Origin of the sequence: Melghirimyces profundicolus, assembly GCF_003054245.1 — a bacterium.
Lineage (GTDB): Bacteria > Bacillota > Bacilli > Thermoactinomycetales > DSM-45169 > Melghirimyces > Melghirimyces profundicolus.
Genome location: NZ_QBKR01000001.1, coordinates 1 through 23,777 on the forward strand (window position 1 = coordinate 1; position 23,777 = coordinate 23,777).

19 protein-coding genes and 1 pseudogene are annotated in these 23,777 nt (G+C 52.2%); 19 read left to right on the forward strand and 1 reads right to left on the reverse strand.

The features are described from left to right. From C8P63_RS00005 to odhB, 14 genes and pseudogenes are all read left to right on the forward strand, one after another. On the forward strand, positions 1–633 hold a 633-nt coding region (locus C8P63_RS00005; protein WP_108021283.1), incomplete at its 5' end, for an IS4 family transposase. A gap of 785 nt (positions 634–1,418) precedes the next feature. Next, positions 1,419–2,549, forward strand: a complete 1,131-nt coding sequence (gene solA / locus C8P63_RS00010; protein ID WP_108021284.1) for an N-methyl-L-tryptophan oxidase — start codon at positions 1,419–1,421, stop codon at positions 2,547–2,549. A 94-nt stretch (positions 2,550–2,643) separates the two neighbouring features. Then, positions 2,644–3,585 (forward strand): MFS transporter, encoded by a 942-nt coding sequence (locus tag C8P63_RS00015; RefSeq protein ID WP_108021285.1) that lies wholly within the window; start codon positions 2,644–2,646, stop codon positions 3,583–3,585. A gap of 54 nt (positions 3,586–3,639) precedes the next feature. Continuing rightward, positions 3,640–3,882: pseudogene (locus C8P63_RS19945) on the forward strand (hypothetical protein); the annotation flags it as partial. 209 nt (positions 3,883–4,091) lie between these two features. After that, complete coding sequence (locus C8P63_RS00020; protein ID WP_342748036.1) at positions 4,092–4,751, forward strand: TetR/AcrR family transcriptional regulator; 660 nt, start codon at positions 4,092–4,094, stop codon at positions 4,749–4,751. A gap of 120 nt (positions 4,752–4,871) precedes the next feature. Next, positions 4,872–6,251: an APC family permease gene (locus tag C8P63_RS00025; RefSeq protein WP_170109404.1), complete on the forward strand. Its 1,380-nt coding sequence runs from the start codon at positions 4,872–4,874 to the stop codon at positions 6,249–6,251. A 15-nt stretch (positions 6,252–6,266) separates the two neighbouring features. Then, on the forward strand, positions 6,267–7,151 hold the full coding sequence (gene speB / locus C8P63_RS00030) for an agmatinase (protein WP_108021287.1): 885 nt from the start codon (positions 6,267–6,269) through the stop codon (positions 7,149–7,151). 757 nt (positions 7,152–7,908) lie between these two features. After that, positions 7,909–8,397 carry an Imm1 family immunity protein gene (locus C8P63_RS00035; protein ID WP_108021288.1) on the forward strand — a complete coding sequence of 163 codons (489 nt, stop codon included), beginning with the start codon at positions 7,909–7,911 and terminating at the stop codon, positions 8,395–8,397. A 676-nt stretch (positions 8,398–9,073) separates the two neighbouring features. Beyond that, entirely contained in the window at positions 9,074–9,331 is a 258-nt protein-coding gene (locus C8P63_RS00040) for a sigma-70 family RNA polymerase sigma factor (RefSeq protein ID WP_108021556.1), read from the forward strand. Between the two features lie 808 nt (positions 9,332–10,139). Beyond that, positions 10,140–11,282 carry an acyl-CoA dehydrogenase family protein gene (locus C8P63_RS00045; protein ID WP_108021289.1) on the forward strand — a complete coding sequence of 381 codons (1,143 nt, stop codon included), beginning with the start codon at positions 10,140–10,142 and terminating at the stop codon, positions 11,280–11,282. 12 nt (positions 11,283–11,294) lie between these two features. Then, complete coding sequence (locus tag C8P63_RS00050) at positions 11,295–12,512, forward strand: acyl-CoA dehydrogenase family protein (protein WP_108021290.1); 1,218 nt, start codon at positions 11,295–11,297, stop codon at positions 12,510–12,512. Positions 12,513–12,645: 133 nt separating this feature from the next. Further along, a complete protein-coding gene (locus C8P63_RS00055) occupies positions 12,646–13,011 on the forward strand; it encodes an SCP2 sterol-binding domain-containing protein (protein ID WP_108021557.1) in 366 nt (121 codons plus the stop codon). A gap of 570 nt (positions 13,012–13,581) precedes the next feature. After that, positions 13,582–16,470, forward strand: a complete 2,889-nt coding sequence (locus C8P63_RS00065; protein ID WP_108021292.1) for a 2-oxoglutarate dehydrogenase E1 component — start codon at positions 13,582–13,584, stop codon at positions 16,468–16,470. 1 nt (position 16,471) lies between these two features. Continuing rightward, positions 16,472–17,734 (forward strand): 2-oxoglutarate dehydrogenase complex dihydrolipoyllysine-residue succinyltransferase, encoded by a 1,263-nt coding sequence (odhB, locus tag C8P63_RS00070; protein WP_108021293.1) that lies wholly within the window; start codon positions 16,472–16,474, stop codon positions 17,732–17,734. A gap of 158 nt (positions 17,735–17,892) precedes the next feature. On the opposite strand, the gene C8P63_RS00075 is transcribed toward odhB, so the two are convergent. Beyond that, positions 17,893–20,052: an ATP-dependent Clp protease ATP-binding subunit gene (locus C8P63_RS00075; RefSeq protein ID WP_108021294.1), complete on the reverse strand. Its 2,160-nt coding sequence runs from the start codon at positions 20,050–20,052 to the stop codon at positions 17,893–17,895. A 345-nt stretch (positions 20,053–20,397) separates the two neighbouring features. Here C8P63_RS00075 and C8P63_RS00080 point away from each other — a divergent pair, with 345 nt between their 5' ends. The 5 genes from C8P63_RS00080 (at position 20,398) to C8P63_RS00100 (ending at position 23,640) form a co-directional block, all read left to right on the forward strand. Continuing rightward, positions 20,398–20,598: a hypothetical protein gene (locus C8P63_RS00080; protein ID WP_108021295.1), complete on the forward strand. Its 201-nt coding sequence runs from the start codon at positions 20,398–20,400 to the stop codon at positions 20,596–20,598. A 203-nt stretch (positions 20,599–20,801) separates the two neighbouring features. Continuing rightward, positions 20,802–21,620 carry a DUF4397 domain-containing protein gene (locus tag C8P63_RS00085; RefSeq protein ID WP_170109405.1) on the forward strand — a complete coding sequence of 273 codons (819 nt, stop codon included), beginning with the start codon at positions 20,802–20,804 and terminating at the stop codon, positions 21,618–21,620. Positions 21,621–21,735: 115 nt separating this feature from the next. After that, a complete protein-coding gene (locus C8P63_RS00090; protein WP_245920603.1) occupies positions 21,736–22,506 on the forward strand; it encodes a DeoR/GlpR family DNA-binding transcription regulator in 771 nt (256 codons plus the stop codon). Continuing rightward, positions 22,503–23,288 carry an HAD family hydrolase gene (locus C8P63_RS00095; RefSeq protein ID WP_108021298.1) on the forward strand — a complete coding sequence of 262 codons (786 nt, stop codon included), beginning with the start codon at positions 22,503–22,505 and terminating at the stop codon, positions 23,286–23,288. The genes C8P63_RS00090 and C8P63_RS00095 overlap by 4 nt, the downstream gene beginning before the upstream one ends. Positions 23,289–23,457: 169 nt before the next feature. Continuing rightward, positions 23,458–23,640 (forward strand): hypothetical protein, encoded by a 183-nt coding sequence (locus C8P63_RS00100; protein WP_108021299.1) that lies wholly within the window; start codon positions 23,458–23,460, stop codon positions 23,638–23,640. Positions 23,641–23,777 lie beyond the last annotated feature (137 nt).

Here is a 23,777-nt window from a genome sequence, read left to right on the forward strand (position 1 = left end):
GAGGAGTCGATTGCTCGAAAACATGATTCTCCTTGGGCCGAAAAGATCCTTCCATCAAAAGGGATTACTGTATATGATCGGGGTTATCTGGATCTTGGGCGACTGGATGGATGGGAAGATCAGGGACACTTGTTTGTGGTTCGCCTTCGAGACAACACCGTGGTTTCCAAGCAAAAAGGGCTGAAACGGCTGCCGGTGGAGGGTTCCAATGTTATGGGAGATATGAGTGCGCAACTGGGTCGGGTAAAGAAAACGGATCATCGATTTCGAGTGGTTACTTTTCGCGACGGACGCGGCAAGCCGATTCGGGTGGTCACGAACCTGTGGAATGTACCTGCGGAAACCATCGCTGCGCTTTACAAAGAGCGTTGGCAGGTGGAGCTCTTTTTTCGTTGGATCAAACAGCATTTACATGTGAAAAAACTCTTCGGAACCAGCCCAAATGCAGTCTACAACCAGCTTTACGGTGCATTCATTGCTTATCTGCTGTTGAACTGGCTTTACCAACAAACCCAGCCTGAATGGCGTACCGTCAAACTTTCATTTGTTCGCTTTGTTCGAAAGCTTTGTTGGCGGCAATTACCGACAGAAGTTGAACTATCCGTTTATGAGTTATTAGACAGATACCGATGATTTTGGTTGATTTTCCCTAATCAACAGGCCTGATAAATGACGTATATAGTGAAACACCTTATCAACGGAGAGGCGAGGTGCATCGGTTTTGTGTTGGAGAATCACGATGGAACATGGGAAGCTTTTAACAATTCCGGCGAGCTTCAAAGATGGGTTTTGGAAAAAGCACCGTTTTTTACGCTGAAGATGGATGTGTGATGTGTCTTTTTGACGGGTAGTACTTAAACTGGTTGAAAAGTGTGGAAAGCCGGAAAGCGGAGTGGAAAGATGAAAATAAGACAAGTATTAACGATACAAAAAACTTTGTAACCGGGGATAAGCATGGATGCTGAGAAAATCACGTTGAAATGTTTGAGAGTAGAACGTGGAGGGAGATTGGGAAAGGGGGTGATGCGTCTCAGACGCTTGGCCTCCTACTTCACCTGGTATTACCCCTTCAAGCCCACCGGACCCGATGAGGGTCCTTTTTCTTGTATAAACATTAAAAATTTAGAATGGAGTGAGGGAAATCACCTTCAACACACATCCACTGTGGTGGGTGAACTGCAGATGACTTATGAAAATATTTGTATATTGACAGTTATCATATTATTTGATAATTTGAACGAAATGAACGTGTTCATAGAAAGAACATGTTCTTGATTTGAAATTGATTAAAGGCCTTACTCATGTCGATAGAAGAAGGTTTACATGATGGAATATGCATGACTGACTCCCCATCAAATGAATGCTGGAGACTTCTGGATTAACGGCTTGTTAACCATTCAGGGAGGGTTAAATGATCAATGGATGCAGACATCGCAGTGATTGGCGTTGGGTCGATGGGCAGTTTTGCCCTGTGCGAGCTGGCTTCAATGGGAGTGAATGTGATCGGTTTTGAACGATATGCGCCCGGGCACGATAGAGGTGCAGGACACGGGGAATCTCGCATCTTTCGCACTGCATACGGGGAAGGGACTGACTATGTCCCGTTTCTACAGCAGGCACGAGATCTATGGAAGCATCTTGAATCTATGACAGGTATTGATATTTACACTGAAACGGGAGGCATGATGATTGGCAGGCCCAATGATGGCTTTCTTGAAGAGGTGTTGATGAGTGCAGAGGCGTACAATCTACCGCATCAAGTGTTAGATGCTGAAGAAGCGCGGGGCCGATTCCCACAACATCGGTTTGATAACGAAGACATTGTGTTCCTGGATCCGTTGGCAGGTGTGTTGCGGCCTGAGCTTGCAATTCAAGCTGCATCAACCCTCGCAACGGAAAAGGGAGCACGGCTTTATTGCGGGTGCCCAATTACGGCCCTTGAACCGCATAGTGCCGGTGTGACGATCCATTGTGAAGGGGAAAAGTTTCACGTTGGCCATGTGGTGATCTCTGCTGGTGCTTGGACGTCTCGACTGCTACCGCAACTCAGCCTACCGGTTTGGGTTGAACGTCAAATCATGTTCTGGTATCCCGCAGGAAACCCGCGGGAATTTGTACCGGATCGGTTTCCAATCAGCATTCGAATCACCGACGGAGATGCATGGTATGCCCTTCCTACCCTTGATGGGAAGACGGTCAAGGTTGCCCTTCATACCGAAGGAGAGCGGGTCGACCCAGATACCATAGACCGTGCAATCCATACAAAGGACAGCGAGCTCTTATCCCAATTTGCCCAGAAATATATTCCGGATCTCGATTCTGAGCCCGAAAAGGGGAAAGTCTGTATGTACACGAACACACCAGACAACGACTTTGTTCTCGGTTCGGTATCGGGGGTTCCTCATGTCACATTACTCGGCCCCATGGGTGGACATGGATTCAAATTTGCGCCAATCATGGGCAAATTGGCTGCCGAGGTTGCCACTGGAATTTCTCCATCGCTCGCCATCGACCTATTCAGTCCTGATCGGCTGATTGGAGTGAAATAAACTCTAGTCTATATGGTTCAGTAACATGTTGTTGGTTACCTGGCACGAATGTTACTGAACCAAACCATTTAATGATACGAAGGAGGCTCCCACGATGTCCAAGATCTTGACGATGGATGATGTTCCATTAAACAAGTTTCATAAACGGGTCGCGGTATTTACAAGCGGCGGATTTTTTTGTGACGGATATATATTGGGCTTAACCGGAATTGCGCTTGCACTTCTGGTTCCAGATTTAAATGTCAATCCATTTTGGGAGGGGATGATCGCAAGTTCCGCTTTAATCGGATTATTCATTGGAGGTTTAATCTTCGGTTGGGTTACGGATCGTATCGGTAGACAGGTTGCGTTTGTGATCGATCTTGCAGCATTCATTGTCGTTTCCATTCTACAATTTTTTGTGACCGACGCGATACAACTCTTCATTCTCCGATTAATCATGGGTATAGCCATCGGGGCAGATTATGCTATTGCACCAGCATTACTTTCGGAATTTTCGCCAAGAAGGGTTCGGGGAATGTTTCTCGCTTGGTTAAATGCGAGTTGGACAATCGGATTTGTGGTAGCTGTTTTTGTTAGTTTTTTAATGCAGCATTATGGCGGTGCGGATGCATGGCGTTGGATTCTTGCAAGTAGTGCGGTTCCTGCATTGATCGTGCTTGGTTTGCGATTAGGAGCACCGGAATCACCACGATGGTTAGTGAAGCAAGGAAGGGTGGAGGAGGCCAAACGCATCATCCATGATTATCTGGGTCCCAATGTCGCCATAGATGATCTCTTTGTAGAAAAAGATACGAAAACACATTACCGGGAGTTATTTACAAAGAAATGGCGAAAACGGATTGCTGTAGGAGGAGGCTTTTGGTTTTGTCAGGTGACTCCGTATTTTGCGATTCTCACATTTGGTCCGTTGGTTTTGAGTCAAGTGGGTATTCAAAATGAATTTGCCGGGACGTTAGCAATGAACCTTGTCTTGCTCATCGGAGCGATGGTCGGTTTATGGATCGTCGATCGAGTACCTCGAAACAATTCCTGATGTCTACCTTTTTAATCATGGCACTACCGCTATTGATATTAGGTAAGGGCATCGGGTGTCGGTGTATGCACAGCGATTAGCCGAGTGGGTGCTGCACTAGGTACGTTTCTACTTCCAATATCGATCGACTCCATTGGAATCGGTAGTACACTGATGATCGCTTGTGGAATTTGTATAATAGGCTTTTTGATGACAAAAGCGTGGGCCCCAGAGACAAAGGGGTTAAATCTCATTGATGCATCGACGATTCATACAACCACTGAGATTACTGGCTCCGGCATAAAATTGCCCAAATGAATCGTTCCAGAAATACCTGCCCAATGTTCGCGCGATGTTGTGTCCCATATGCCGTAAGAATTTGGGTAGAGGTCTCATCCCTTCTGATCATAATACCAGACGCTGAACTCAGTCATGCACTTTTACCACCCTTTCTCCCCAGAAGGGGAGATTGTCTTTTTTACCGAATTATATTCAGCAACTAGCGATAGAGAGAGCAAAAATGAAGGGTGATCAGTTTGAGTCGAAAAGAGATACAAACGAAACGGATGTGGATGTATTTTGTAAATGCAACCGTTGAGATTATTGAAAAAGAAGGCATTGAAGGCGTTACGGCAAGAAAAATTGCTGATCGAGCAGGTTATACAAGTTCTACCATTTATAATTACTTTGGAGAGCTTTCCCATCTTATTTTCTTTGCCTCTATGCGATTTGTTAATGACTATATACAAGAAGTCCCTACATACATGAGTAAAGGAGTGAACTATTTAGAAAAATACTTGTTAAGCTGGGAATGTCTTTGTAAACATTCTTTCACTCGACCAGAAATTTATCATGCGGTTTTTATAGCTAATTTAGGTGGAAAACCCCAAGAACTACTGGATCACTACTATTCTGTCTATCAAAGTGATTTGATCGGTTTTCCGGACGATCTAAAACCATTAATTCTTGAGCACAACCTAATCAAGAGAAATCAAGCATTGTTGGAAATGGCGTCAAAAGAAAACATCGTAAGACCCGAAAACATAGAGGAAGTGAATGATATCATCATTCTCATTTGGGAGGGAATGATAACGACATTACTGAATCAAAGACGTGATTATGAACTGGAAGAAGCGATAGAAAAAACGATGAGGTATATTAATAAAATCGCTTCCAAATTACTTTAGATTTATTCATAGGGACGCATTTCCCGCGATAGGGAGGAAATGATGCACTCCCTGATCACAGTGCAGACTTTTCCACGCTCCAATGGACTGCATCGAATAATTCGAATGGAGGGTGACCGCATGTTCGGCAAAGATTATTTTTATCTCGCTTTTGGCAGCATGATCGGCATCGGGTGGCTGGTATCCGTCCCTTTTTGGATCGATCTGGCAGGAAGTGTCGGGGCAATCATTGCAGTTCTCCTGACAACCGCCATCGCCATTCCCATCGGCTTTGCTTACGGTGAGCTGACCGCCTCCCTGTCCGTTTCCGGGGGAGAATTCGCTTATACCTTGAAAACATGGGGGCGATTGCCGGGGTTTATTTGTGGATGGTTTTTGTGTTTGATGTATATCATGATTCTTCCCTGGGTCGCCATTGCAGTGGCTGTGCTCATCAGTTATTTGTTTCCTCAATTAGATGCTTTTCCTTTGTATACGATATTGGATTATCCGATTTATCTGCCCCACCTTCTGATCAGCTTGCTCATGGTTTTTCTCATCGTCTATATGAATATGAAAGGTGTAAAGTACACAAAGATATTTCAAAATGTAGTTACCATTCTCATGATTACGATCTTTGTTGTTTTTATCGTAAGCGGATGGTTGTTCGGTTCCGTGGAAAATACCCATCCGCTGTTTTCGCCCAAAGGTGAAGTGAATGGAATTCTCCTCGGCATCGCTTCTATTTTGTTTTTTATGAATGGCTTCGACACGATTCCGAAAATGATGGAAGAAGCGAATCAAAAAATTAAACGATCCCGCTTGGGATGGGCTATCGTGGGTACGATCCTGGCCGGGGCTCTGCTCTATATATTAATCATCTTAGCTTCGAGCATGATGATGTCTCCCGGGCAGATGGACAAGCTCGGAGACCTGCCGCTGGCTGCCGCTTTTCAAAAAGCGACCGGTTCTTCAGTATTATCCGGTATTGTCATCTTTGGGGCATTGGCTGGTGTTGTTACCACGTTTAACGGTTTTCTAATGGCGGGAAGCCGCTTGATTTCCTCTTTTTCCACGGCTGGGTTTTTACACCCCGCATTTGGAACTCAGCACCCAGAATATCGGACACCTCACGTTGCGCTATGGGTGATGGCGGTTTTCTCTATGTTCGGAATCCTGTTGGGAAGAGGGGTACTTCTTCCTTTTATCATCTTGGGCGGGGTTTCGCTTCTGATCGCTTGGTTTAGCGTCTCCTTGAGTGTCATTCGACTGCGTATGACCCATCCGGAGATGGTTCGCCCTTACAAGATGCCGGGTGGAATCTACATGGGTTACTTGGCATTCGTTCTTTCCGGTTCCTTTTTGATCATGATGTTGATCCCGGGCACTCCGGTTTCCCTCGGCAAGGTGGAATATTCCCTGTTCCTCGCTTGGGTGGTATTTGGAGGGATGATCTATTTCTTTCAGTCAAAAAAGAGACTGTTTTCTCCAGAGAAAAAATCGGATGAAGGCATGAGTTGATTGGAGGAGATCATTATGAAAAAAAGCACATTAGGTATCCTGGGATTCCCTTGGGACGGAGGCGCCACATTGGGGAGGCCCGGTTCCCGTTTTGCACCTCAAGCGATTCGTGAGGCGCTCCAATGGTTCACCAACCGGATTGGTGATCAAAAAGTGTATGATGTAGAGAAAAAGAGGCTGGTCGACCTGACCAAAATGGAATTGAGTGATTACGACGATATCGATATCGCCGCGTACAGCACGGAAAAGACGTTTCAAAACGCCGAAGACTCAGTGCGGGAATTGTTGAATTCCGGTGTGTTTCCATTAATCCTCGGCGGTGATCATTCCATCTCGTATCCCATGATCAAAGCCCTGCACGATCAGACCGAAGGAAAAGTCGGTATTATCCAGTTGGACGCCCACTTGGACTTGGTCGACGACTCCCCTGTACAAGGGCGGTTTTCCCAGAGCAGTCAGATGCGCCGGGCTTTGGAGCTCTCACGGATCGAACCGGAAAATATCGTCCAGATCGGGGTTAGAGGCTACAATTACCCTTGGTATGAGACCTATTTGAAAGAGACGGGTATCGTTCAAATCACGGCCGCCGAAGTACATCAAACGAAACCTAATCAGGTGATCGAGCGTACCTTAGCCGCCTGTGAGGGCGTGGAAAAAATCTATCTCACCTTTGATATCGACGTGTTGGATCCGGCCTTTGCACCAGGGACAGGCGCCAATGAACCTGGTGGCTTAACGCCTGTACAATGCTTGTCAATCCTGGAAGGGCTCTATCCCCACATCAATGCGATGGACATTGCGGAAGTCAATCCGCTCTATGACCATCATGGAATCACCAGCAGCCTCGCCGCTCGAATTGTTTTCGATTGTTATACGGCATTGGCTTGTAGGGGTAACTAATGTCATAAGGTAAATATGCTCAATAAATGTGAATTTGTTTATACCGGGAACTCTCTCGGTCATATTTCTCTTGTTGGATCCATCATTAAAACTAGATTTTGACAAGTTGCTCTAAAAAAAGATGGTTAAATGAGATACCATGCTTCCATTTTCTCTCATCGTGAATAACCGAAAATACTCAAAAAATAAATCCGGGGGGTACACTTCCCCTCGAAAGAATAAAGAACGCTTAGAAACCAAATTTCGAGGCCTGTTAGGGGTGATATGACCACTTCAGTTTCACACTCTGACTGGTCAGCTCGTTCAACAGGCTCAATTGATGCCGCTGCTTGGCAAAGTCAATATCAATCTCCCGGGCATAGTCTTCATGGCAGACCTCAATAATTTTTTCGTTCGCCTAGCGCAGTTGTCACTTGGGACAAATCGTTGGCTTCTTTTTTGGCAACCTGGTCCAGCAGCTATCCAAATACACCCCGATGGACGGCGACAAACATAAAAGCATCTTCCACCCGACTGAGGTGGAGTACAATTGAAAGCCAGACAAAACGCACCAAATGTAAGGGAGAGATTAGAATCGTATTATAAGTCAGAGGTTACGATACCTGCGAATAGGTGAACTTTGAACGGATCTGAGCCGAATGAGAAGCCAACCTTGTGTATGTATGGAGGGGAAAGTCACAGTGGTATTTGATAAGGAGGGCGATGTAGTTTGAAAATGGCTTAAGCCCGAAGGTAAGGGGTGCGAAAGGATGGATTGATGCTTCATATGATGGTATCGAAAAGTGCGAATGAAATAAGCAGAGGTCAAGGAAAATGGACGCTTTCTTTTTACGAACCGGAGAACAGGGAAATCATCCTTCAGCCCACATGGCCAATGGTATACGCTTATCTGTACCAGGTTGATGGAATTCATTTAAGCCAACTTTCCCTGGATTTAGAGGGAACAGGGTCTTTATGTTTGGGTGGAGGAAACGTTACCGATGAATTTGATGATCCACGGCTTGACAGGGATGTCCGGCATTTCTGCCTGATTTATTTTGATGATCCACCCGATGGGGTGGGAGTAACCCTAATCCGAAGAGACCATCTTTTCGATCCCGATGAAGAAGGTTACATGTGCTTAAATATCACTTGCGGGACCGATATCCCACTATATATGTGTGTTCCCTTGCCAGAAGTATTGGAGGCTTTTCGATACTTTTTTCATACCGGAAGACGATCACCGCATTTGTCATGGGAAGATTAAATCACGTGCCGCGCCCCAAATACCGATATGCCTACTTTTGTATGAGGTACACCCCCTTCCCATGAAAATAAATTTCAAGCCTGTACAAGGCCAAATAGAAGCCCTGAGGGGCACTCTTGGAGTTGTTCACCAACCTCCCCGAGGACGGCCAGCTGTTACTACCTGGTGGTAAAGTGTCCGCGGCGAGTTACCAGTGGGTGTCGGGGTGATCGCCGGTGTCGCCCCGGGTGTCATAGGGTACGGGCCGATTCGGAAAGTTATTGACAAGTATACGCTTTGAATCGAAACGTACCGTCCTTGATGCAGACTCGTACGTTTCGGGAAAAAGCTGGTTGACGCGGCGAGCAGTCCAAAAGACCATGCAAAGATGTCTAGAGAGTCGTGTAGTATTGAAAAATCTACTTTGTTTCGGGAAGGGGGAATGGGTACGACATTGATACCTTGATCTTTACTGAAAAAGTCCTTGAAAAATCACACCTTTTTCCTTTTACTCTTGAGGCTGGTCCCAGGAGTAAGTAGACCACTTTCGTACCATCTTACATTCCCGGCGCTTCTAGTGGCGACATGACGACCAGGCCGGAGACAAGCTGGCACAGTTGGTCGCTGCCAGCCACCAGTAGATCATCCTTATTAAAACAGATAAAGAATAGAGGTTAATGAAATCACCTTGATCGATGTGTTGGGGACAGACCGGGACGAGATCGTGGAGACTGTCCAATTGATGATCGAGAAAAGGAAGATATACGGCCATCTGCACATTTTGGACGAAAGAGAGCAGGAAGTGATCAAAAGCCGGTTCGGCCTCTCCGGCGGCAAAGAAAAAACCCAGCGGGAAATCGCCAGGGAGCTGGGAATCTCCCGGTCCTACGTTTCCCGGATTGAAAAAAGGGCCCTGATCAAGCTGTACCACGAGTTTTACCGGGTGGGTTCCTGAGATACGGGGGAGATCCGGCGATTGTCCCTGCTCTTCGCAGCGGCAATCGCTGTTTTTACGTTTTAAAAAAAGAGAGATCCCGTTATTCCGGCTGTTTTAACAAAAAAGTCGGTTTTATTTTCTTCATAAAAGTTTGACAGGAAGGGGTAAACCGATTTAGAATACCAGTACGTACTGGTACAGACGATCTTACTCTTTGGAACGGATCAGCGTAGAAACTGGTGAGAAGATGTTTTTTTCCGCACTCCGTAAGGCCCATTGACGATGGGCGGGCCGGATCTTCCGGATCCTTCGTGCGGAATTGTCGAAACTGGGTTTGCGGACCCGGAGGTTCAACTTGTATCACAGGCGATGATGGGGGCGATGAAGGGGCGGGAAGATTGATCCTGAAAACGCTTGGCCTGTTTTTGCCGGACAGAGAATAGAAGCTTGTGATTGATGGTCAGGCTCAGAAGAGGGGAAGCGCTTACCCGAGACAGGGACTTTGCTGTCCTGCCCGGTGGAGAATCAGCCGGCAAGGGCGTTCAGGGGCAAAAGCTTCTCTGTGTTGCATCCGCAGGCGTTGGCCCCTGCCCGCAGCAGGAAGATTCGGAGCGGCTTCGGGTCGATGCTGCCGCTCACTTTTTCACCATACTTCCGGTGGTGAGGAGTTTTGTTGATTTAAGGCTGAAGGGAACGGCAGGTCCATCGACGCTTTCGGTTCCGGTTAATACCAGTACGTATCCGTATTTATTTCTGAATTGAATTGTTGGAATGTTGGTTATAGAGTGAAGATGCCCGCGAAAAAGAGACGGGGGAGGGTTTTGTCTTGATTTCCTTTCAACCCACGGAAGAGGAAAGGGCGTTTGTGGATCTGGCCAAGGATTTTGCCGAAGAACGGATCCGGCCGATGGCAAGGGAGTGTGAAGAGAAACGGCAAGTGAGCCCCGAGCTCGTTGAAAAGATCAACGAACTGGGGTTTCTCGCACTGGAGCTTCCCGAGAGTTGGGGTGGACTGGAAATGCCCTTGATCTCTCAAGTGCAGATCCTGGAAGCTCTCAGTTTCGGGGATCTGGGTGTGGTGCAGGGGTTGCCCGGCGCCGGCGAAGCGGCTTCGTTGATCCGCCTGATTCCGGAACATTCCGTTCTGAATGTTTACAGGGAGGCCGGCCGGGAGGGCTCCCGGCCGACCGTCGCCTTTCTTCACGCTGTCGATAACGGGACTCCGCAAGGTTTGAAGGTCGAGGCGGAGGGAGGCGGCTATGTTTTAAACGGCACCTCCCAGCCCGTCAGGCTGGCGGCATTCGCGGATTATTTGGCCGTGTCGGCTGAAGACTCCCGGGGCGAACCCCTGCTCCTGTGGTTGGACAAAGCCGACGGTCGATGGCACGCGGAGGAAGGGGACTATCGTCTTGGATTGCTGGCTTCGGGTTGTGCCCGGATCCGCTTCGACAACGAACGTGTCTCTCAGAATCAGGTGCTCGCCAAAGGCGATGAGGCACAGGGGATGCTGTCAAAAGCGCTCTCCCGCATTCGGGTGTTGGAAGCAGCCAAAGAAGTGGGATTGATGGAAGCCGCGTTGTCTTACACCACCGGATACACCGCGCAGCGCAAAGCCTTCGGCCAGGAAATCGCCAAGTTCCAAGGGGTCTCCTTCGCTCTCGCCGATATGGCCATCGAAACCCAGGCTGCCCGTCATCTCGTCTGGCGATCGGCGACGAAAACAGACCGAGGCGAATCCGACGCCCGTGATTCTTCCTTCAGCCTGCTGTCCCGGGTGCACCGATCCCTTCGCTTTGTGACCGATTCCGCTGTCCAGCTGCTCGGTGGACACGGATACGTTCAGGAATTCCCCGTGGAGAAGTGGATGCGGGATGCACAGGCGCAAACGGTCCTTTACGGCCGGGAGGGTGATCTTTTGGTCCGCTGCGGCGAACAGTTGCTTAATGAACGAATTCCGACTGAAGTTTAAGGAGGACAACCGATGATCTCGTTTGAAATGTCATCGCACCAACAACAGGTGAAGGACGTGGTTCATTGGTTTGCCGAAAACGAAATGCGGCCGATTTCCATGGAAGCGGACAAAATGGGAAGGGTCCCGGATGACTGGCTCGAAAAGATCAATCAGCTGGGCATTCAATTGAGCACGTCCTCCTTCGACGGGGGGGAACAAAAATCAGAAAAAAAGGAAAAGAAACGGAAATCCGAGCGTCAGGGCAACCGGCTGGCGGTGATCGCCTCCGAAGAACTGGGTTGGGGAGATCCGGCGATTGCCCTGACCCTCCCGGGCCCGGGACTCGGGGGGCCGCCGGTGCAGTCAAGCGGAACGCCGGAACAGAAGGAACGTTTTCTCTCCATCTTTTCAAAAGATGAGCCGCCCCGTTGGGGTGCTTACGCTTTAACCGAGCCGGATGCCGGATCCGATGTCTCCGGGATCCGGACCACCGCCAAAAAAGTGGAGGGTGGATACGTTCTTAACGGACAAAAGATTTTCATCACCAACGGCGCACGCGCTTCCTGGGTGGTCGTGTTCGCCACTGTCGACCGCAGCTTGGGACGCGCCGGGCATCGGGCATTCGTCGTCGAAAAAGGAACGCCGGGATTCCGCTGCACCCGCCTGGCCCGCAAAATGGGCATTCGTGCTTCTGAGACGGCGGAGTTGTTGTTCGAGGATTGCTTCGTGCCGGAGGAAAACCTCCTGGGCGGCGAGGCGTACTACGAATCCCGGGGTTCCGGTCCGTCGGGTTTTCAGGTTGCGATGAAGACCTTTGACAATACCCGTCCCATTGTGGCGTCCATGGCGATCGGGATCGCCCGCGCCGCCTATGAGTATACATTGGATTGGGTCCGTCGCGAGTACCCCAGGCACGGACGCTTTTACCATCGGGCTTCGGAAGTGTTGGCGAACGCGGAATTGGACATCGAGGCGGCCCGCCTTCTGACATGGGAAGCGGCTTGGAAGGCCGACATTGGTCAGCCCAACGCCAAGGAAGCTGCCATGTGCAAGGCCTACTCGGGAAAAATCGCCCTCGATGTGTGTGCCAAATGCCTGGAACTCCTCGGCCCCGCCGGGTTGGAGAATCACATCCTCGAGAAGCTCTACCGCGATGCCAAGATCTTCGACATCTTCGAAGGCACCAATCAAATCCAACACCTGGTGACGGCCCGTCAACTGTATGAACCCCACGGGGTCCGTGTGTGAAGAAGGGGGAAAAGCGAGCCGGGAACGGTGGAGGATCCAGTAACCAGGTGTAGGAGCCGTGTTTTGCCGTAGCGAGACCGGCAAACAACTCGTTTGCCGGGAAGGATCACAATTTTGGAAAGGGGAATGGAAAATGGCGAAGAACATTCAGGATTACACCGTGGAGGAAGCCTGGGAGGAGATCGAAAAGAATTTGAATGAAAATCCCGAACCGATCAAAGGGATGAACGTTGTTTATCAGTACGACATTTCCGGAGACGAAGAAGGAGCCTATCAGCTCCACTTGTCCGGTGACAAGGCGAAGGTGGAGAAAGGAACCCCCGCCGAACCCGATTGTACGTTGCAGATGTCAGCCGAGGACTTCAAAGACTTGCTGGTGGGAAACCTGAACGGAACCGCCGCCTTCATGTCCGGGAGGCTGAAGATCAAAGGGAACATCGGGCTGGCGATGAAATTGGAAAGCCTGCTCCGGAGATATGACACCAGTCAATATCAATAATGGATGGACCCGGTTCGGCTCCCCCGGACCGGGTTGCTTTTTGATCGAAAGCCCTCTCAACCTGCGGCTCAAAATTCGCAGATAACAGGGAGAAGGATTGGCTGAGGAGGGGTATCTGCCACCAGCTGTCTCTGAACATGGGGGAAGGGGGAAAACAGGGGTCGACAAAAAATCAATGTTATGTCAAGATGCTTTTGGTGTGTGATGAGCATGGATGGATGCGTTACCATCCTGAAGATCAGTTGGGGGAGGGTCGAAGGAAAAGAGATTCGGACATGATATTCAGCGAAGAATGATTTCCCTCTATTTCCAAATAAAGTCCATTCCCGCAGACAAGAAGATCCGGGCGTTCGGGGTTTCCCTCTTCCCAAAGCGGGTAAAGGGATCGCAAGAATCCGAAACAAATTTTACCGAGTGGGCTCAGCGAGATATAATAGAGGGCGAGGATCCCCATGGTGCGGAAATGGTGGGTCCTTGCCTTTTGGGTGTTTACGGATTCATTTTTTAAATGGATGCTAAACGGGACACCGCCAGTGAATTTTAAATAAAAAGCAGTTGGAGGTTCTTTGGATGTCAACAGGGAAAACCGGAATGGGAACTCCATGGAAGGGCGTCCACAGCCACAACCTGGCGTATCTTCTGGACCAGTATGACCGATACAGCCAGGATCCGGAAGCCGTGGATCCCGAATTGAAAAAGCTGTTTGAAGAGTGGGGACCACCGCCGGCAACCATCGGGGATGCCGCCGATTTAAGGGGGGTCGCTCCCGTTCAACCTTCCGACGCCCCGGCTACCGTCCCCGATTTGAGAAAAGTCGTTTTGGCCGAGAAACTGTCCCACAAGATCCGGACGTACGGTCACCTTGACGCAAAGATCGATCCCCTCGGGGTCCACGGAAGCAAACCCAACCCCCTCCTCGACCCGGCCGAGTACGGGTTGACGGAAGACGATCTGAAAGCGATTCCCGCTCATGTGATGTGGGAAGAGGAAGATGAAGAAATTCAGACGGGACTGGACGTCTACAAACGTCTCCGTCAAATTTACACCCAGTCCCTCGCTTTTGAATTCACCCATGTGCACAACCGGGAGGAACGAAGATGGTTGCGCCACATGGTCGAATCCAAAGAATTTCTTCCCTCCCTTTCCAAGGAGAAGCGGGTGAATGTGCTGAACCGCCTGGTGGAAGTGGACGGTTTTGAAAAATTCCTCCATAAAACCTTTGTGGGTCAAAAGCGTTTCTCCATTGAAGGCGTTGACATGCTGGTGCCGATGCTGGACGAAATCATCCATCGCAGTGTGCATGGCGGAATGAACAACGTCATGATCGGCATGGCGCACCGCGGCCGTCTCAATGTGTTGGCCCATGTGCTGGGGAAACCCTATGAAACCATTTTCTCCGAGTTCCACCATGCGCCCAACAAGGAGTTGGTCCCCTCTGAGGGTTCCATGGGGCTCAACTACGGCTGGACCGGAGACGTGAAATACCATCTGGGCATGGATCGGGAAGTCGACGAAAGCGACACTCACCATACCCGCCTGACCTTGGCCAACAACCCGAGCCACTTGGAGTTTGTCAATCCCGTGGTGGAGGGTTACACCCGGGCGGCCCAGGAAGACCGCAGCAAAGCCGGCTATCCCGAGCATGACGTGGAGAAAGCGTTGGCCGTACTCATCCACGGGGACGCCGCCTTCCCGGGGGAAGGCATTGTGGCCGAAACCCTCAACATGAGCCGTCTGAGGGGTTACCACACCGGGGGAACGATCCACATCATCGCCAACAACCAATTGGGCTTCACCACGGAGCATCTGGATTCCCGCTCCACCACCTATTCCAGTGATCTGGCCAAAGGCTTCGAAATCCCGGTGGTCCATGTCAACGCAGACGATCCGGAAGCCTGTCTGGCGGCGATCCACCTCGCTTATGAGTACCGCAGGCAATTTCACAAAGATTTCCTGATTGACTTGATCGGTTACCGCCGTTTCGGTCATAACGAGATGGACGATCCCAAGGCCACCCAGCCGCAAATGTATGCCAAGATCGAGAAGCATCCTCCGGTAAGGGACCTGTATGCCGGGAAACTGAAATCGGAAGGTCTGATCACCGACGAGGAATTGAAGAAGCTGAACAAAAAGGTTCAGGATCGGTTGCAAAAGGCGTATCAAAAGGTGAAGGAAAGCCGGGAAAAGGGTGCGGAAGATGAACGGAGCTCTGAAAAAGTTCCGGGTCCCCTGCCGGAAGTGGATACGGGTGTACCGGTCGACACCCTTCGGGAAATCAATGAAGGGCTGTTGAAACGGCCGGAAGGATTCAAAGTCTATCCCAAGCTGGAGAAAGTGTTGAAGCGGCGCGCGGGCGCCCTGGACGGGGATGGCAAGGTGGACTGGGCTCTGGCGGAAACCCTTGCTTTCGCCACGATTCTGGCGGATGGAAAGGGAATCCGACTGACCGGACAGGATTCGGAGCGGGGAACGTTTGCTCACCGTCACCTGGTCCTGCACGATCCGGAGACCGGGAAAACCTACTGCCCTCTGCACGGTCTGCCGCAGGCCAAGGCCTCATTCGCCATCCACAACAGTCCGCTGTCCGAGGCGTCGGTGCTGGGTTTTGAGTACGGGTACAACGTACAGGAACCGGAAGCGCTGGTTCTGTGGGAGGCGCAGTTCGGCGACTTTGTCAATGCCGCCCAAGTGATCATCGACCAGTTTCTGGCTGCCGGACGCGCCAAGTGGGCCCAGCGCTCCAGCCTGGTGATGCTGTTACCCCACGGTTATGAAGGACAGGGGCCCGAGCATTCCAGCGCTCGTCTGGAACGCTTCCTGCAGTTGGCGGCGGAAAACAACTGCGTGATCGGCAATCTGACCACCGCTGCGCAATATTTCCATATCCTGCGCCGTCAGGCCGCGTTGGCCGGAAAGGAAGAAGCCCGGCCCTTGATCCTGATGACACCGAAGAGCTTGATCCGGAACAAACGCTCCGCTTCGAGCGGCGTGGAATTTGAGTCCGGCCGATTCCAACCGGTGATCGAAGAGCCCCTCCTGGGATCCCGTCCGGACCGGGTGGAACGGCTCATCCTGGCCAGCGGGAAAGTGGCCGTCGATCTGGAAACGGAATTGGAGGACATGGAAGAAATACCGGATTGGTTACACATTTTGAGGGTGGAACAGCTGTATCCGTTCCCGAAGAAAGAAATCCAGGCGGTGATCCACCGGCTGAAAAACCTGAAGGAAATCGTGTGGGTACAGGAGGAACCCAAAAACATGGGCTCCTGGTTCTACATGGAACCCCGGCTTCGGGAAGCCGTCCCTTCCCGTTTGAACATCCGCTACGTCGGACGTCCGGAACGGTCCAGCACCGCCGAGGGACAACCCGATGACCATGATCGGGAGCAAAGCCGTATCCTGACCGAAGCCCTCAACCCGGAAACGATCAAAACCGAAACCATCGCGGGAGGTAAATGAAATGCATGAAGTCAAAGTGCCGGAGTTGGCCGAATCCATCACGGAAGGAACCATATCCGACTGGATGGTCAACGAGGGAGACTCCGTCAACGAGGGGGACGTCCTCCTTGAGCTGGAGACGGACAAAGTGAATGTGGAAATTCACGCCGAGCACAGCGGCACCCTCCAAAACATTCAAAAACAAGCCGGCGAAACCGTGGAAGTGGGCGAAGTGATCGCCTACATCGGAGAAGGTACGGAAGAAAAACCCGCTTCCGGGGCTGAAGAAACCGCGGATGACCCGAAAGGGGAAAACCGGAAGGAGGAAGCGGCTGATTCCCAACCTGAGGAGAAGACGGAGCCGGAAACCCCGGGAGACGATATCACGGCTTCCCCTGCCGCCCGCAAACTGGCCCGTGAAAAGGGAATTGACCTCCGCCGTGTGCGTCCGGCCGATCCGATGGGTCGGATCACCGTGGACGACGTGAAAGGTCATACGGAAGAACCCCCCGCGAAGAAGGAAACACCCCGGCAAACCCAACCGGCCGCACCCGCCTCCCCGGCTCAGGAAGCGGATCCGGCCAAACCGGTGGAACGCGTTCGCATGTCCCGACGCCGGCAGACCATCGCCAACCACCTGGTTCAGGCTCAACAGAACGCGGCGATGCTGACCACGTTCAACGAAGTGGACATGAGCGCCATCATGGAAGTGCGCAAGCGGCGGAAGGAAGCGTTCAAGGAAGAGCATGAAGTCAGCCTCGGTTTCATGTCTTTCTTCACCAAGGCCGTGGTGGCGGCCCTGAAGAAGTTCCCGATGCTCAACGCCGAAATTGACGGTCAGGATATTCTGTACAAGAAATATTACGATATCGGTGTGGCCGTGGCGACCGACGAGGGACTGGTGGTTCCCGTGGTGCGCAATGCCGACAGCCGTTCCTTCGCCGAAATCGAACGGGATATTGCCCAACTGGCCAAAAAAGCCCGGGAAAACAAGTTGTCCCTGTCCGACCTCCAGGGTGGTACCTTTACCATCACCAACGGCGGTGTTTTCGGATCGCTGATGTCCACCCCGATCCTGAACGCGCCTCAAGTGGGGATTTTGGGCATGCACACCATCCAGAAGCGGCCTGTGACCGTGGACGGCGACAAGCTGGAACACCGTCCGATGATGTACATCGCCCTTTCCTACGACCACCGGATCGTGGACGGAAAAGAAGCGGTCAGCTTCCTCGTCACCGTCAAGAAACTTCTGGAAGATCCGGAGCTGCTTCTGCTGGAAGGATGACAACCGAACAAAGAGAAAAGCCGCCGTCTCGGCCGGCTTTTTTTACAGAGGGACGCGGAGTCCGAGTCCGTCGTCGCGGTGTCGGGACGCCGGATCAAAGAGACAGGGGGGGACATCGAAAAAAAACCCCGCGGGGGGAATCCCGGCGGGGGAGGGGATCAGTTTGCTTTTCGGACGGTGATGTCGCCGTCTTCCACATCCACGACGATCGCTTTCACGTCTTCTTCTTCGAGCAGCAGATCGGCGATGCCGTCTTCCACCCGTTCCTCGATCACCCGGCGCAACGGACGGGCACCGAAGGAGGGACTGTGACCCAGTTCCGCCAGTTTGGTTTTGGCATCTTCGGTGACGGTCAGGGTCAGCCCCTGTTCCTCGGCGGCTTCGTGGACGTCTTTCAGCATCAGTTCAACGATCTGAACCAGATCGTTCCGGTCAAGGGCGCGGAAGGGGATGATCCCGTCAAACCGGTTCAGGAACTCCGGCCGGAAGTAGTCGGTCAATGTGTCGATATCCGTCGGGGCCGGGGTATCCGGATCCTTCCCGAATCCGATGCTGGCTTTTTTAACACCGACGCCGGCGTTGCTGGTCATGATGAGGACGGTGTCTTTGAAGCTGACCGTGCGCCCCTGGCTGTCGGTGAGCCGACCGTCCTCCATGATTTGGAGGAACATGTGTTGCACGTCGGGGTGCGCTTTTTCGATCTCGTCCAGCAGGATGATGCTGTAAGGTTTCCGGCGAACCCGTTCCGTCAGCTGTCCGGCTTCCTCATGGCCGACGTAACCCGGAGGGGAACCGATCAGTTTGGACACGGAGTGTTTTTCCATGTATTCACTCATGTCAAGGCGGATCATGGAGTCCTCACTTCCGAACAGTTCCCGTGCCAGACTCCGGGCCAGTTCCGTTTTCCCGACGCCGGTGGGGCCGACGAACAGGAAAGAACCGATCGGACGGTTGCCCCTGCGGAGCCCCGCGCGGTTGCGACGGATCGCTTTGGCCACCTTGCGGACGGCTTCGCCCTGACCGATCACTTGGCTGTTGAGGCGCTCGGAAAGGTTTTTCATTTTCTCCTGTTCGTCTTTTTGCAGCTTGCGCACCGGGATGCCCGTTTTGTTTTCCACGATCTGTTGGATGGTCTCCACGTCGACGACGGCATTTTTCGCTTGCCCGCCGTCGCCTGCTTCCTTCAGTTTCGCTTCCAGCTGCTGCTCTTCATCCCGAAGGCGGGCTGCCCGCTCGTACTCTTCTTTTCGGGTGGCTTCCTCTTTTTCCGCTGCGATCTGCTCCAACCGGTCGCGGAGTTCCGCTTCGCCGCCGGTTTCATGGATGAGGTTCACTTTGGAGCCGGCTTCATCCATCAGGTCGATCGCTTTGTCCGGCAGGAAGCGGTCCTGGATGTAACGGTTGGAGAGCGTGACACAGGCCCGGATGGCTTCATCGGTGTACCGGACGCCGTGGTATTTTTCATAGTTCTCCCGAAGCCCTTCCAGGATCCGGACCGCTTCTTCGATGGTGGGTTCGTTCACCATCACCGGTTGGAAGCGGCGCTCCAGGGCGGCGTCTTTTTCGATTTGGCGGTATTCTTTCAGGGTGGTGGCGCCGATCACCTGGATTTCACCCCGGGCCAGAGCCGGCTTCAGAATGTTGCCGGCGTCGGAGGAACCCTCCGCGGAACCGGCTCCCACCAGTTGGTGAATTTCATCGATGAAGACAATGACGTCTTTTCGTTCCTGCATCTCTTTGATCAATTGTTTCATCCGTTCCTCGAACTGACCCCGGATACCGGTGTTCGTCACCAGGGAAGAGACGTCCAGGAGATAAATCTGTTTGTTTTTCAGTTTACGGGGAACCTCTCCTTCCGCGATCCGGAGGGCCAACCCCTCGGCGATTGCCGTTTTTCCGACCCCGGGCTCCCCGATGAGGACCGGGTTGTTTTTATTGCGTCGGTTGAGCGTTTCGATCACGCGCTCCACTTCGGCGTCCCGGCCGATTACAGGGTCGATCAGGCCGGCGTTGGCCGCGTGGGAAAGGTTTTTCCCCAGTTGGTCCAGAAGTCCGCCGTTTTGGCCGCTTTGTCCTGCCGTCATCCCCTGGGACGGGGAAAATTGCGGATTCATGCCGCTGCTTTGAGGTCCCATCATGTGACGGAACAGTTCATCAAAGGGGGAGCTTCCCCCGAAGGCCATCCCGGCGGGGAATTTCATCTGACTTTTCACTTTCCGGTAGCATGCCCGGCACAGCCGGAGATGCTCCACACGGTTGTTCATCTGCAGATGAAGTTCAACCGTGGCCGGGTTTTGTTTACATTGATTGCAACGCATCCTGCTTACCTCCTTCTGTCGTTGTTTATGGAATTCCAATTCAGATTCGTTATCCAAGGGCGATTTGACTTTGACTATCCTTGACCTTTCGGTTTTTATTATACATTGACCTTTCCTGACTTTCAAGGGGGGGGCTTCATGGCCGTTCCCCCCTGTTTCATCTTTCCGCCTCTTTCCCTGATGAAGGGAAATGGAGAGTGATGTCGCAATATGTCGGATTCAAGCCTTTTGGTCTATTGTTTTGACAGGGGGGATCGGATAAACTGTACATAGAATAGAAATGATATTCAAAAAACTCTTTCTTAATATGCAAAACGGAAACTGATCAAGGAGTGAGTCAACAGCATGAGGATTATCGGGGGCAACTACCGCGACTGGAAATGTCTCACCTGGAAAGAACAGGTGGAGCGGTTCAACCGGGCCAAGGCGGACTATTACGGCAAAATGGCGGGAGAGGCGTGCGAAAACCAACCCTTTGCGTCAAAACTCGTCGATTTCAGCGGACTCCACCATTGTTATCCCATGCAAAAACCGATTCTGCACTGATTCGATTCTTCATTTTATTTTTTTTCTGTATGGCTTCGTTCCAAATATCCGCTGTAAGAAAAGCCGTCCTTCCTTCGGGCGGCTTTTTCATATGATGAGGTCAGCCGGTGGGTGAAGGAACGTCTGCGGAATAACAGAAAACGGACTGATCCGCCTTCCGGTCGCATATCCTTTAACGGACGATCATGGACCGGAGGGGTTGGATGGTTGTGAGAAGCGAGTTCAAACGGGCGCTGGAGAAAGCCCACATGTACGGATTGTTGGCTGAGTATTACAAGTTCAGGGATCCGGATCTTTATATGTATTACTATCAAAAGCATTACAAGTATACGAAAAAAGTGGCTGCCCTGGCCCGCGGTGCCGACACCCGCATGACGGGTGAAGGAAGGAACGAATCCGTCCCTGTCAGCCGGAGGGAGCTGGAAGAGGGGGATCGGAGACAGGATCCGGCCCGGATCCGGGTGCTGCATGCTTCACCGGATGCTCCCGCGGTGGATGTGGTGATCAACGGCCGCACCCTGGCCCCCAATCTCTCCTTCGGCCAGGTTTCCCCGACCCTGGCTCTCCCGGCGGGAAGTTACCGGGTCGATCTCTTCCGGGCGGGAAGGAGGGGGACCCCCCTTTACTCCGAAGGGATCACGCTCCAACCGGGTCGGACCTACACGGTGGCGGCGGTGAATCCGCTGGACAATCTGGATCTGCAGGTGATCGAAAGTGAGCCGGAAGTGCGGGAAGGGATGTCCAAGTTCCGTCTCATCCACTTGTCCCCCGATGCTCCGCCGGTGGATCTGGCCACAAGGGAGGGGGATGTGCTCCTTTTCAACCTGAGGTATCGGGATGAATCGGAATACTACGTTTCGCCGCCGGCCACACAGGATCTGGAATTGAGGGCGGCAGGATCCGAACGGGTCCTTGTGGAGATTCCCAATGTCCGACTGGAACCCAACCGGGCGTACAGCATCTACGTTCTCGGGCGGGAAAGGCGGGCCCCCCGGTTGCGGGCTGTGGTGTTGCAGGATTGAATGGGAAGACCCGTTGTTTGCGGGTCTTTTTTTCTTGCGAAAAAAACGGGTAAAACTTATAATGGCTTATATTTGCTTAAATCATTGCTTATAAAAACTTAAAAACCCCGGAGGGATGGATGTGTACCAGGAAGAGCGGCTGCTGGCCATCCTGAAGTTGCTGAAAGAACAGGGACGGGTCAGTGTCCGGGAACTGTGCGACCGGTTCGGGATCTCCCGGGATACGGCGCGGCGGGATCTCGTCCGGTTGGATGAACAGGGAGTCATTCTCCGGACGCGGGGCGGGGCCATCCTGCGGAAACTGTCCGGGGAAGTGAAAAGTTACAAGGAACGCCTCGAGGCGGAACCGGCCGGGAAACGGGAAATCGGACGGATAGCCGCCGCGCTGGTCCGGCCCGGGGAACACCTGATCATGGATGCGTCCACCACGGTCCAAGCCGCTGCCTCCTTTCTCGAAGGTGAAGGGATCACGGTGGTAACCAACTCCATTGATATCGCCGATATCCTGGTGGACCGGGAAGGGGTGACCGTTCATTTGTTGGGCGGACGGTTGCACCCCCGGCACCGTTATGTCTTTGGGAGCACCACAGTGGACCAATTGCGGAACTACCGGGTGGATCGAGTGTTCCTCGGTGCCGGCGGGGTGACCGGGGAGGGATTGTTTTATCCGTCGGAGGAAGACGGGTCCGTGATCCGGGAAACGATCCGATGTGCTTCGGAAGTGGTCGTGTTGGCCGACGCCACCAAATTCGACAAACGGTTCTTTTTCCGCGTCTGCGGCTGGGAGGACGTCGATCTCCTGGTGACGGACCGGAAGCCGGATCAGGCACTGCTGGAATCCATCTGTCAGGCCGGAGTGGAAGTGAAAGGGTGGGAGAAGGAATGATTCGTCTGATTGTCTGCGATCTGGATGGCACTTTGCTGGATGAGGAAAAGCGGGTGAGCAAAGAAGACCGGGAAGCTTTGGAGAAAGCCGTCGACCGGGGGGTGGAGATCTGCCTTGCATCGGGGAGGATGCAGGCGGAACTGGACCAGGTGGCCCGGGAAATGGGGATTCCCGCTCACGGGGTGAGTCAGAACGGCTCCTTTGTAAGGACGAAAGAAGGGGAATCCCTTCACCACACCGTTTTCCCACTGGAACTGGCCCTGGAGATCTTCGATCGCACCCGGGGGGTCGATCTGTTTTCGATCGTCTGTTTTGAGCACCACTTGTGGTCTCCCGAAGATCACGCTTACGCCGGGGTGGTTCGGGAGCGTTTGTTTGCTCCTGTCGAGGTGGTGGAGAATCTGCGGGATCAACTCAACGGGGGGCTCCTTCCCTGCAAGTTCAGCTACTTCGGTGACCTGGAAGCATGCAAAAAGCTGAAAGAAGAGCTGGACCGGCGCTTTCCCGGAGAGATCGACACCTTTATTTCGGATCGGGATTGCCTGGACGTGATGCCGGTGGGTGTCTCCAAGGGTAACGGACTGAAGGCTCTGATCCGTCATCTGGGGATCGGTTCCGATGAGGTGATGTGTATGGGGGACGCTTTCAATGACGTTTCCATGTTCCGTTGCTTTCCCCGGCACAGTTACGCCATGGATCACGCTCCGGAGGGCGTGCGCCGGGAAGCGGCCCACACGGTCCCCTCGGTCGCCGCGGCCCTCGACCGGGCCTTCGGGGACTGAGGGGAAAAGTGGACGGACAGGGAAAACCGGAGTAAGGTCCGCTCCCGGGTTCATCCGCAAATAACATGCCCGAACCGGGTTTATCCTCCCGCCGATGAGGGAAAAAGGATACTGAAAAACCGAAAGAGTTCAGGTTTCGCGATATTCTCCCTCGAAAGGGGTTGGTCCTGTGATTCGTTCCGTATGGAAGAACCTGACGGGGAAACGCCGGGTCCAAATTCATTCCCGGGTGATCAAGCCCTTGAACCACCGGGGGATCTACGAATACCGCGAATACCTGATGCACCATGTGAAAGAGGGTCAAAGGAGTCTTCCTCCCGTTGTCTGGACCGAAAAAGAACGGGGGGCATAGATTAAACAGCAGAAGAAAAGCCGGGCCGGGATGGGTCCCGGCTTTCTTTTGTGTTGAAAAAATGGCGAAAGGAATTGATTAAAATTTAACTGATTTCTGATAATATAAAGAGAGACCAATCATGTCACAATATATAG

Coding starts and splice junctions, on each gene's coding strand:
- C8P63_RS00015 (WP_108021285.1), top strand. CDS start 2,644: ATGTCCAAGATCTTGACGATGGATGATGTTCCATTAAACAAGTTTCAT.
- C8P63_RS00080 (WP_108021295.1), top strand. CDS start 20,398: ATGAGGATTATCGGGGGCAACTACCGCGACTGGAAATGTCTCACCTGG.
- C8P63_RS00075 (WP_108021294.1), bottom strand. CDS start 20,052: ATGCGTTGCAATCAATGTAAACAAAACCCGGCCACGGTTGAACTTCAT.
- solA (WP_108021284.1), top strand. CDS start 1,419: ATGGATGCAGACATCGCAGTGATTGGCGTTGGGTCGATGGGCAGTTTT.
- C8P63_RS00095 (WP_108021298.1), top strand. CDS start 22,503: ATGATTCGTCTGATTGTCTGCGATCTGGATGGCACTTTGCTGGATGAG.
- odhB (WP_108021293.1), top strand. CDS start 16,472: ATGCATGAAGTCAAAGTGCCGGAGTTGGCCGAATCCATCACGGAAGGA.
- C8P63_RS00055 (WP_108021557.1), top strand. CDS start 12,646: ATGGCGAAGAACATTCAGGATTACACCGTGGAGGAAGCCTGGGAGGAG.
- C8P63_RS00035 (WP_108021288.1), top strand. CDS start 7,909: ATGCTTCATATGATGGTATCGAAAAGTGCGAATGAAATAAGCAGAGGT.
- C8P63_RS00025 (WP_170109404.1), top strand. CDS start 4,872: ATGTTCGGCAAAGATTATTTTTATCTCGCTTTTGGCAGCATGATCGGC.
- C8P63_RS00065 (WP_108021292.1), top strand. CDS start 13,582: ATGTCAACAGGGAAAACCGGAATGGGAACTCCATGGAAGGGCGTCCAC.
- speB (WP_108021287.1), top strand. CDS start 6,267: ATGAAAAAAAGCACATTAGGTATCCTGGGATTCCCTTGGGACGGAGGC.
- C8P63_RS00050 (WP_108021290.1), top strand. CDS start 11,295: ATGATCTCGTTTGAAATGTCATCGCACCAACAACAGGTGAAGGACGTG.
- C8P63_RS00090 (WP_245920603.1), top strand. CDS start 21,736: ATGGATGTGTACCAGGAAGAGCGGCTGCTGGCCATCCTGAAGTTGCTG.
- C8P63_RS00085 (WP_170109405.1), top strand. CDS start 20,802: ATGGTTGTGAGAAGCGAGTTCAAACGGGCGCTGGAGAAAGCCCACATG.